Raw genomic sequence first — 10,804 nt, 5'->3', positions numbered from 1 at the left:
GGCTGCGAGGCATTGACATCGCTCGATGTAAGCAAATTCAAAACTGAAAACGTCACCGGCATGTATGGCATGTTCTCTGGCTGCCAGGCATTGACATCGCTCGATGTAAGCAAATTCAAATCAGAAAACGTCACCGACATGAGATGGATGTTCATTGGTTGCAAGGCATTGACATCGCTCGACCTGCGCAAATTCAAAGCAGAAAACGTCACCGACATGAGATGGATGTTCTATGACTGCGAGTCCCTGACCACTATTTTCTGCAACAGTAACTGGAATGTTGGTCGTCCTGTTAATGATAAATCTATGTTTGAAAACTGTACGAAGCTGAAAGGTACCTACACTTCGTTCAACGCAAACAAAATCGGCATTGAGATGGCTAACCCCACCACGGGTTACTTCACAAGCAAAACCACAGGTATTGACCATTGAAGACTTACAACCAGGAAGTCGAGGGAAAATATACGACCTCAGTGGCAGTCGTGTGAACGAGAGCTATAAAGGCATTGTCATTAAAAACGGAAAGAAATATATTCAGAAATAGAAGTTTTATCCCAACCTAACAAAACACTCCACTCCACCCTCCTATAGGAGAGACGGAGTGGAGTGCTTCGAATGGTTACAAACAAGGAGTGAAGATAAATTTCAGGAGCATCACACCATTTCCCGGATATGTTTCGGAGCGTGATTATCACGCCCCTATGGGTGACACCGATTATCCTTAAGGCTGGTTCTATAAATTACCACCGCATATAGTCATTAAATCTTTATAAAATACGTTTTGTTATCTTTTGGCTTCTTTTTACATAAAACAGGCTGCGCCTCAACAATTCAAACAAGTTTGATTGTATTCGGCTTGCTCTGTTTTTGGTTCAAAATGTAAGTTCGTTCAGTCGTGTAGCTCGCTACACTCCCTCACTCTCTTGCATTTTGACCTCAAAAATAAGCTCAAAACCTAACAAAGCTAATTTATAGAACCAGCCTTAATTCAGTAGGGGTAAGTTAATTCTTCTAAGGGACATTCATCAAAGTAGCGCTGCCGCTCGTGCAATCTCTTTCAGCTTATCTGCCAATGTCTTGTCAGTTCTCGCCGTTTGCATATTGTATTTCAGCTGCAATTTCATCAGCGACTCTGCTGGAACACCTAAGGCAGCCTCAAACATCAGTGCGGTGGTGGTGCTCAGTGAGCGACGACCGTTCAATATCTCATTCAGTACGGAATAGCCCATACCAATACTATCTGCAAACTTACGTTGCGAGATGCCCCTTGCTTCAAGTTCATCCTTCAACACCTCACCGGGGTGTGTCGGATAAAAGCCATAACCTAAACTTGCCATATCGATTTTATTTATCATTCTATTTGATATATCGCGCTTCATCGTAGGAGAAAAATGCGAAGGGTGTCGCCAGTCTGGTTCTCTCGAAAGCTTTGAGTTCCTCACAACGGGAGATGTATGGGGCGATGCGCTCGGCATTGTCGTGTGCAAATTCCGCAAGTCGCATCATGGCTCGGTATTGTCGCGAAGCAGGATGCACGGAAGGGTTGCTAAGGTCGTGATATACCCCGATGGTGCCGTCCCACCCTTTCTCATACCACGAATCCTGCGGGATAAAGGCCAGAGCGTAAAGGCTTTTCTGCTTCAACGAGAAGTCTGTCGAGCGCGCACTCTCTTCCAACAGGTTGATGGCATAGCCCACAAAGTCCATGTTGCCCGTCTTAGTGCTGTCTTGCACTGAGCTGAGACCATACTGCGTGAGCCACCAGCAGTCGCCCAAATAACTGGCCTGATAATAGAGCGAGGCCAGTTCGTAGGCCTTTTCGAGACGCAGCTCCGATGGGCGCATGTTGCGATAGAGATGCTGCACAGCAAGAATACGATGGCAAAACTCCACTTTCCGGTTTGTGGTAAGCAGGGGCATGTAACCCTCAAACTCGTCCCCCACTTTCTGTTTGGTCAGCCATCGCTCCGTCTCATAGCTGCGATGACGGACATAAGGCACGATGTTCTGGGTATTGAGAAAGACCATACTCACCTTTTCAAGATAGGGAATAGCCTCGGCAAACCTCCCTCGTGCCATGAGTTTGGTGCCGATCAGGTCGTTGTAATAATCGGCATCGCGATAGCATTTACCCCACACATAGCGTTGCAAAGCATCCTTGGGCTTCTTGCTGAGAAAATGCGCATAATGCTTGAGTTGCTCCACATTAACGCTGTCGAGAGCCTCGAAATACTCGCCCAAATAGTCTGAGTTCCATGGCTTGTAGGCGGCCTTGAAGTCAGGATGTCGCCAGTTGGGCATACCCCCAATGTGATTGGACTCGTTATCCATCATGCAGAGCATCGCCATGGCCATCGTGCGGTCGCCCGATTTGAAATAGCGGGGCACCAATCCGTTGTACACGATGCGTTCTTTCACGTCGCGATAATGGTCGTCGGTCAGCACACTGTCGGTTATATCCTGCTTCGACTTGGCATCGAGCCACTGCAATTCGGCCGCCAACCATTGGCGATACTTCCTTTTCATCGGCTTCACAAACACCGAGTTGGCCGCGTAGATGGCGCGCGCATTGTCCTTCATGCGGGGCGTTCCGTTGAGGGTAAGCGCTTTGGCGAGGTCTATTTTAGCCCGTTGATAGTCGCCCATTTGGTGCTCCAGACAACCTATCGCCGACATCCAGAGGCAGGGCGTACGGCTCTTTCCACTGGCCACCACCCTACGGGCAAAATCGATAAACTGCCGAGCTTCGGGTTTATAGATGGGCTGTGCACCTATCTCCCTAATCCAGTTCACCTTGTCGGAATCCTCCGGATAAACTTCTTTCGAGAGCCATTCGTTGGCATAGACATCCTGCGTTTCCTGCAAGTTGTTCACAAAGTCCTGCACAAGATAGAGCAACGTGGGCGAATTGGGATTTTCGGCAAACACCTTGCTGATACCGGCAAGGTTGCGATAGTTGCGCACGCTGTATTGCAAACTTGCGAAGTCTTCCTGCGCAGCATAGATTTCCACTGCCTCACGACGTTGCCCAAGGCGCAGGAGACAGCCCGCATAGAGGTTTTGCATCAGGTCTCGGTAGACGCTTTGTGGCAGTTTTTGTCCCTGCCGCGTCCAACAGTTCATGGCCTTGCGATATTGTTTCAGGGCGAAATGCGTGCGCATCACCATCAGCATATATTGCGCTCGAAACCTTTTTCCCTTGTATTTTCGGGCCTCAGCCTGAAGTTCTCGCATGGTGGCCTGGCTCTGGGCAATTTTCTCCTTCGACGGATATTCCCAAGCGTCGTAAAAGACAGAGGCATCGATGTAGGAATTAAGCAACCTCAGGTAGCCCATCATCTCGGTGTCTCCCCTGCGCTTGGCCACATCCATTACCACCTCCCGGCTCCACCGATAGGAAGAAAAACGGGGATCGTTGCCGACATATTTGTTCCAAAACACCTCGGTCTCGGTTGCGAAACGATCTCCCATCAAGCTGCGATGAAACACGCTGAAAAGGTAATAGTTGTGGGTAGGCCCCTCAAATGCACATGCCATCGCGCCGAGACAGGGCATCAGAGACAGAATCAGGGTAACTAATCCTGTCCGAAAATTAATGCTGCTGATAGATATTTTCATAGTCGTTGGGAGTAAAACGGTTGATATTCTTATTGTTGAGATGATAGAGTATCACCTCGCTGTTGGCCTCCGGGCGCAGACTGTCCACAGCCCGCCGGGCAGCCATGATGTCATCAAGTTCAGGTTGGCGCGTGGCTACACTGTCGCCCTGCAATATGGGAAAATCGTCATCACCGTGCATAATACCCACATATTTGCCATCGCGGAACAGCACACGCCACGTGAATAGCGGGTAAGCGACATTGAGAGGCAATTTGTATCGGGACAAACTGTGCAGATAAGGTCTCACATCCTTCATGGCAAGAATGGGCTTATGGACAGAGAGTTGGGTGAAATCGCCGGTGTTGTACATCATCAAGGTGCCCTTGTCCACAGGCGGAACTTCGAGCGACAACTGGTGTAGACGGATGGTAGCCGACAGTGTCAACCTATGCTCGTGGCAGAGATCGCGCATACGTCGGAGCATACTGAAATAGCGTTTCTGCGTCGTCATGGTCCAGTCGCAGTCTATCTGGATTTCCCTGATGCCCTTGATGTCGTGCGTTTCGTTCATCTGTAGAATACGGCGAAAGACCAGGTCGGCTATGTCATCAATGCTTCCCGCTTGGAAGCGATTGACAATATACACCACGGGCACAATCTCAACACCTTGCGGCAGGGTGTCGGCAAAGGTGATTGTGGCATTGGGCATGGGGTGCATCTCGTCGTCTGGTGTCACGTCGAAATATCTGACGTAGAGTTTTTCCACATGGTGCATGCGAAGGAAGGCACGCTCGGCAGAATCGAGTCGGAAAGTGGTGCGCCAGTAATATATGCTGCGGGTGGCAACTTCGTTTGTTTGCCCGCCACCACAAGCTGCAAGGAGCAAAATACAAAAGAGTGATATCCAAAGTTTAGTCATTCTCCGGAATTTTTGAATAAAATTATAAAAATATTGACTAACAACAAAAACAATGAGGACAAATATTGGCAAGGAAGGCAAAAAAATACCATATTCGAGCCAGAACACACGAGTCGCGGCATGATGGATCTCCTCTCAGCCAGCACTTTTATACGCTTTTCCTCGCTTGTTTCCCAATCTTTTTCGTAAATTTGCACATTATAATATAAACGTTTATCATAACGACATGTCATTAAAATGTGGTATTGTAGGGTTGCCAAACGTGGGCAAGTCTACCCTATTCAACTGCTTGTCGAGTGCCAAGGCACAGGCAGCAAATTTCCTTTTTGTACGATTGAGCCCAACGTGGGCGTGATAACAGTACCCGATGAACGGCTCACCAAATTGGCAGAGATTGTGCATCCGGGACGCATTGTGCCTGCCACATGCGAGATAGTAGATATTGCAGGATTGGTAAAGGGAGCGTCCAAAGGCGAAGGCTTGGGCAATAAATTCCTTGGAAACATACGCGAATGTGATGCGCTGATACACGTTATCCGCTGTTTTGACGATGACAACGTGGTACGAGAAGGCGGTATGGCGGTGAATCCCGTCAGTGACAAAGAGGTGATTGACACCGAATTGCAACTCAAAGACTTGGAGACCATTGAGGCACAACTATCCAAACAGCAAAAAATAGCAGCCTCGGGCAACAAGGAAGCCAAGACGCTTGTTACCGTATTAGAAGCCTACAAAGAGGTGTTGGAGCAAGGAAAGAACGCACGGACGGTTTCGTTCGACACCAAAGAGGAAGAAGAGGCAGCGCACAACTTGTTTCTGCTGACCACCAAACCCGTACTGTATGTGTGCAATGTGGACGAGGCAAGTGCCAAAGAGGGCAACGCTTATAGTGCCCAAATAGAGAAAATTGCCCAAGAAGAGGGTGCCGAAGCCATGGTGATTGCCGCCAAGACAGAAGAGGATATTGCATCTTTGGAGACCTACGAGGACAAGCAAATGTTTTTAGAAGAGTTGGGATTGACCGAAAGTGGCGTGAACCGCCTCATCAAAAAGGCTTATTCGCTGCTCAACCTGCAAACATTCATCACGGCTGGCGAAATGGAAGTAAAGGCGTGGACATACCACAAAGGTTGGAAAGCGCCACAATGTGCTGGCGTCATCCATACCGATTTCGAGAAAGGCTTTATCCGGGCAGAAGTCATCAAATACGATGATTACATCAAATATGGCAGCGAAAGTGCCGTCCGTGAAGCTGGAAAATTAGGTATCGAGGGCAAGGAATATGTGGTGCAAGACGGTGACATCATGCACTTCCGCTTTAATGTTTAACAATCGACAATTGGGCTAATTAGGCTAATAAGCCCTATAAGCCCAATAACAAAACAATATGATAGACCATCTACTTTACATCCTGTGGAATCCTGATTTAGAGATATTCCGCATCGGCAATTTTGCCATTCGTTGGTATTCAACCTGCTGGTTGATAGGACTTGCCTTGGCATACTTCATCGTGAAATGGCTCTATAAGGACCAAAAGGTGAAGGATGCGTATTTCGATCCGCTGTTTATATATTGCTTTTTGGGCATTTTAATCGGCGCCCGATTGGGACACTGCTTGTTCTATCAGCCCGAATACTTTTTGTCTTCGTGGACGCATGTCGTCGAAATGTTCCTGCCTATTCACCAGATGGCGGACGGTTCATGGAAGTTTACAGGGTACGAGGGATTGGCTTCGCACGGTGGTACGATAGGACTCATGGTGGCACTCTATCTGTACTATCGCAAAACAGGCATGAACTTGTGGCATGTACTCGACGACATTGCCATTGCCACTCCTATCACTGCATGCTTTATCCGCCTGGGCAACCTCATGAACAGCGAGATTATCGGCACACCAACCAATGTGCCTTGGGCTTTTATCTTTGAGCGGGTAGACATGACGCCACGCCACCCAGGACAGTTGTACGAGGCGATTGCCTACTTTTTCTTCTTCTTCGTCATGCTGCATTTCTACAAGCGAACCTCCAAAGAGGTGGGAACTGGCTTCTATTTCGGCTTGTGTCTGACCCTCATTTTCACGTTCCGCTTCTTCATAGAATACACCAAGGATATACAAGTAGACTTCGAGTCGGGCATGATTTTCAACATGGGACAACTGCTGAGCATTCCTTTCATCATCCTTGGTATCGCCTGCATGAGGGGTGGAAAATGGATGAAAAAGTTGGGAGCGAAATGATATTTTCTCCCCTACACTAAGACTTACTGAGGCATCCAACCTACTTTGAAAGAAGGAAGGTGGATGCTGATGAACAAAATAACAATCAACATACCTTTTTATTCATGACTAACAAAACCTTTATCTTATCGGCTTTCTTAGCCTTGAGTGGTGCTTGCATGGCACAAAATAGAGTGGAAAAAGAACTTTCCTCATGGCAATTCTCTCGCAATGGCGATGCGTGGCAACCGGTAACAGTGCCACACGACTGGGCAATCAAAGGACCGTTTGACAAGCAGTGGGATCGCCAATTCTTGGGTATCACGCAAGACGGACAGCGCACCCCTATATGGCACACAGGACGTTCGGGCGGACTGCCTTGGTTGGGACGTGGCGAATATCGCACCACCATCAATGTGCGCGACCTCGATGCACGCACAGAACTTTATTTCGATGGTGCCATGAGCGAACCTGTTGTCTATGTCAATGGCACGGAAGCGGGTCGGTGGGCGTATGGTTACAACGCTTTTCGCATCGATATCACACCCTACTTAAAACGAGGGGGCAATGAGATACTGGTCAAACTGAACAACTTGGAAGAAAGCAGCAGATGGTATCCGGGTGCTGGACTATATCGCCCAGTGACGCTGATTACGACCAATAAAACCTATATAGACCCTTGGCAAACGTATTTCCGCACCCTCTCCGTTTCGCAACAAGGAGCGGAAATTGCCGTGAATGCACAAGCAAAGGGACTCAGAGAGAACGACAAGCTCAAGACGCACATTATCCTAAAAGACAAAAACGGTAGGACGGTTGCACAGAACACTGTGGAAAACGATGCGAAAGGAGATGTGGCAACGACGCTGAACATCAAGAATCCACAACTTTGGAGTCCCGAACATCCCTATCTCTACACGTTACAGATCTGCGTGAAACGAGGCAGTAAAACCTTAGATGCCACCTCACAACAGGTGGGAATCCGCACCATAGTCATTACGAAAGAGCACGGTTTTCAGCTCAATGGCATCACACGAAAGTTCAAGGGCGTATGTCTACACCACGATTTAGGACCTCTTGGTGCGGCTGCCAACAAGGCTGCCATGATTCGACAGATACGCATCATGAAAGATATGGGCGTAGATGCCATCCGTACTGCGCACAACATGCCTTCGCAAATGCAAATGCAGGTGTGCGACTCCATGGGGATGATGGTCATGGCAGAGAGCTTTGACGCTTGGAAAGAGCCAAAGGTAAAGAACGGTTACAATCGGTTTTACGATGAATGGTGGCGCAAAGACCTTACAAATCTGATTTTAGGGCATCGCAATCACCCATCTATCGTGATGTGGAGCATTGGCAACGAGATACCCGAACAAGCCAACCAGCAGGGCACAGAGCGTGCCAAAACCATGGTGAAATTTTGCCATAGCCTCGATTCTACACGCACCGTCACTTGCGGTGTGGACAATCCAGAGGGCAGCGCCAATTGCGGTTTCTATGCTGCCACAGACGTACCGGGCTTTAATTATCGTGTCTTCCTTTACGAAAAACTCATTGACAAGCTACCACAAGGGTTCTTGTTGGGTTCGGAAACATCGTCAGCAGTGAGCTCAAGAGGGGTATATAAATTCCCTGTAGAAGAGAAGAACATGGCTACCTACGATGATGGACAATGCTCATCATACGACGTGGAGAAGGTGAGCTGGGGCAGTTACCCCGATGAAGACTTTGCCAAACAAGACGATTTGCCCTACTCTATCGGTCAATTCGTGTGGACAGGCATCGATTACATCGGCGAACCCACTCCTTATTACAGCTATTGGCCCTCACGAAGCAGCTATTTTGCACCAGTCGACTTGGCGGGCTTGCCCAAAGATCGCTATTACCTGTATCGCTCGGTGTGGAACACTTCCTCTCCCACCCTGCACCTTTTGCCGCATTGGACATGGCATGGACGTGAGGGAAAGGTAACACCCGTGTACTGTTATACGAGTTATCCCGAAGCCGAACTCTTTGTCAATGGCAAGAGTCAAGGACGCATCAAGAAGAACAAGGCATCCAAATTAGACCGCTACCGCTTGCGCTGGAACAACGTAGTGTATGAGCCGGGCGAACTGAAGGTAGTGGCTTACGACGAAAAGGGCAATGAAGTGGCTCAACAAACCGTTCACACAGCCGGTGCGCCTCATGCACTCAAGATTGAAGTAGACAAGCAACAGCTCGCAAACGACGGCAAGGACTTGCTGTATTACACCATTAGTATGGTAGACAAAGACGGCAACCTCTGTCCCGATGCCAATGACCTGTTGCTCTTCGAAGTGTCTGGCGCTGCCCGTTTCAAGGCTGTCTGCAATGGCGACGCCACGTCATTAGAGCCTTTCCACCTCCCCAACATGCACCTTTTCCACGGCAAATTGGTGGTAACTGTGCAAAGCAACGGACTGAAAGGACAAGTGCATTTAACCGTCAAAGCCCCTAAATTTGGATTCGGCGCACATCACACACTATAGATGGAAAGAAGAGATTGTTCAAGTGGTTCACCACACTTCAACATATTTCCCCTATATTTAAGATTACGCAGTGCGTTTTGGACGCACTGCGTAATTATGCTTAACCTTACTACATAAAAACAAGAGCCATATCTTTGGTAATATTGAACGCTAATTATTCTCGCAGTCTTCAGCCTTTAATCCTTCGAATATGGTCCCCTTATAACCATAACCACTGATTTGAGCTACCTCATCAAGTCTGACAAGAGGACCTCTCATATCGGTAGATTGCAATCTGGTTGTGCAACTTCCTTGAAACACAGACTTGAAATCATGGCAATCACAGTTACTTTTGGAATCCGATATAAAACGGGATTTGTGTTAATAAATCGTAAATATTAGTTTGATTTTCAAAATATTATTCAATAATATCGATTATTTTTCATACTTTTGCAAAAGTATCACTATCACCTAAATCGTTATAGCTAATGCCACTGATTAAGAAAGTATCGATAAAAGATATTGCAGAGGCTGCGGGCGTTTCCACGACCCTGGTTTCGTTCGTTCTCAACGGAAAAGCAGAGGAATACCGCATCAACGCTGACACAGCGAAGCGCATCATGGATACGGCCGAGAGCATGCGCTACCGACCTAACATCGCAGCACAGAGCCTGCGCGGAGGGCGTTCGCGTGTCGTCGGTATCGTATTACCAGACATATCCAACCCTTTCTTCTCTTCTTTGGCGCGTCTGTTTGAAGACATGTCTGCCAATTTTGGCTACACTGTCTTTTTCGGCAGTTCAGACGAGCGTCCAGATCGCATGCGGAAAACGGTTGGAAACCTGATTAACCGCGGCGTAGATGGTCTGATTGTAGCCCCCTGTGAAGATACGGAAAGCTACCTTGTCAACGTGGCCAAAAATGATGTCCCGTTGGTACTCATAGACCGCTACTTCCCTGATACAGGCATTGGTTATGTGGGATTGAACAATTACAAAGCCACCTACGACGCAACCAACTATCTGCTCCGGTCAGGCTACCAAAGACCAGCGTTTATTGCCTACGACCTAAACCTGATCCACATGAAAGAACGTACACGTGGATACTGCGAAAGTATGAAGAACGCAGGGAAGGAATCGGTGAGCAAAGTGTTCTATCTACAACAAAAAGTTGTAGTAGACCAGGCTAACGAACTGATGAAACGCGTGTTATCAGCAGGTTTCGACTCACTCATGTTCGCCACAAACCTCATTTCACTTTCGTGCCTGTATGCCATTCGGACACTCAACGAGAATGAAACGAGTAAGATAGGACTGGTGGGGTTCGACGGCAACCCAGTATTCGACTTTTATGAGCGACCTATAGCCTATGTTAAACAACCCATGGATCAACTGGTGAAATACACGCTAGAGGCGCTAATGGATAAGATTAACGGAAAAGAGGCACCGTCCATGTTGATTGATGGAAAACTCGCTGTAACAGGTGGCAAAGGATTGCCTCATGCAGAAGACGTTACAACGTAAACCAAATAGGAGGTGTCGTTGGATGCAAAACAAAAAACTAAAAGGTTTCAGCTAA

General features: G+C 47.9%; 7 protein-coding genes and 1 pseudogene. 5 read left to right on the top strand and 3 right to left on the bottom strand.

Going from position 1 to position 10,804, the window contains the following annotated elements:
• Positions 1–432, top strand: a 432-nt coding sequence (locus HMPREF0650_RS02220) for a BspA family leucine-rich repeat surface protein (RefSeq protein ID WP_004348065.1), incomplete at its 5' end; no start/stop codon positions are given.
• Positions 433–1,025: 593 nt separating this feature from the next.
• On the opposite strand, the gene HMPREF0650_RS02215 is transcribed toward HMPREF0650_RS02220, so the two are convergent.
• The 3 genes from HMPREF0650_RS02215 to HMPREF0650_RS02205 are packed head-to-tail and all read right to left on the bottom strand — an operon-like array spanning position 1,026 to position 4,519.
• Positions 1,026–1,337, bottom strand: coding sequence for a HigA family addiction module antitoxin (locus HMPREF0650_RS02215; RefSeq protein WP_004348064.1), 312 nt, complete (start codon positions 1,335–1,337; stop codon positions 1,026–1,028).
• A gap of 19 nt (positions 1,338–1,356) precedes the next feature.
• The gene (locus HMPREF0650_RS02210) at positions 1,357–3,618 is read right to left on the bottom strand and encodes a hypothetical protein (RefSeq protein ID WP_040562163.1); all 2,262 of its coding nucleotides are present in this window, start codon (positions 3,616–3,618) and stop codon (positions 1,357–1,359) included.
• Positions 3,593–4,519, bottom strand: coding sequence for a hypothetical protein (locus tag HMPREF0650_RS02205; protein ID WP_004348060.1), 927 nt, complete (start codon positions 4,517–4,519; stop codon positions 3,593–3,595). The genes HMPREF0650_RS02210 and HMPREF0650_RS02205 overlap by 26 nt, the downstream gene beginning before the upstream one ends.
• A 226-nt stretch (positions 4,520–4,745) precedes the next feature.
• Here HMPREF0650_RS02205 and ychF point away from each other — a divergent pair.
• The 4 genes and pseudogenes from ychF (at position 4,746) to HMPREF0650_RS02185 (ending at position 10,749) form a co-directional block, all read left to right on the top strand.
• A pseudogene (ychF, locus tag HMPREF0650_RS02200) lies at positions 4,746–5,848 on the top strand (redox-regulated ATPase YchF).
• 58 nt (positions 5,849–5,906) lie between these two features.
• Complete coding sequence (gene lgt, locus HMPREF0650_RS02195; protein WP_004348056.1) at positions 5,907–6,755, top strand: prolipoprotein diacylglyceryl transferase; 849 nt, start codon at positions 5,907–5,909, stop codon at positions 6,753–6,755.
• A 104-nt stretch (positions 6,756–6,859) separates the two neighbouring features.
• Positions 6,860–9,247: a DUF4982 domain-containing protein gene (locus HMPREF0650_RS02190; protein ID WP_040562168.1), complete on the top strand. Its 2,388-nt coding sequence runs from the start codon at positions 6,860–6,862 to the stop codon at positions 9,245–9,247.
• A 467-nt stretch (positions 9,248–9,714) separates the two neighbouring features.
• Positions 9,715–10,749: a LacI family DNA-binding transcriptional regulator gene (locus HMPREF0650_RS02185; protein WP_004348051.1), complete on the top strand. Its 1,035-nt coding sequence runs from the start codon at positions 9,715–9,717 to the stop codon at positions 10,747–10,749.
• Positions 10,750–10,804: the final 55 nt, after the last annotated feature.

It is taken from the genome of Hoylesella buccalis ATCC 35310 (assembly GCF_000177075.1).
Taxonomy (GTDB): Bacteria; Bacteroidota; Bacteroidia; order Bacteroidales; family Bacteroidaceae; genus Prevotella; species Prevotella buccalis.
Note: the sequence above shows the minus strand (reverse complement) of the source record. Positions and strands in the feature narration are given on the sequence as shown.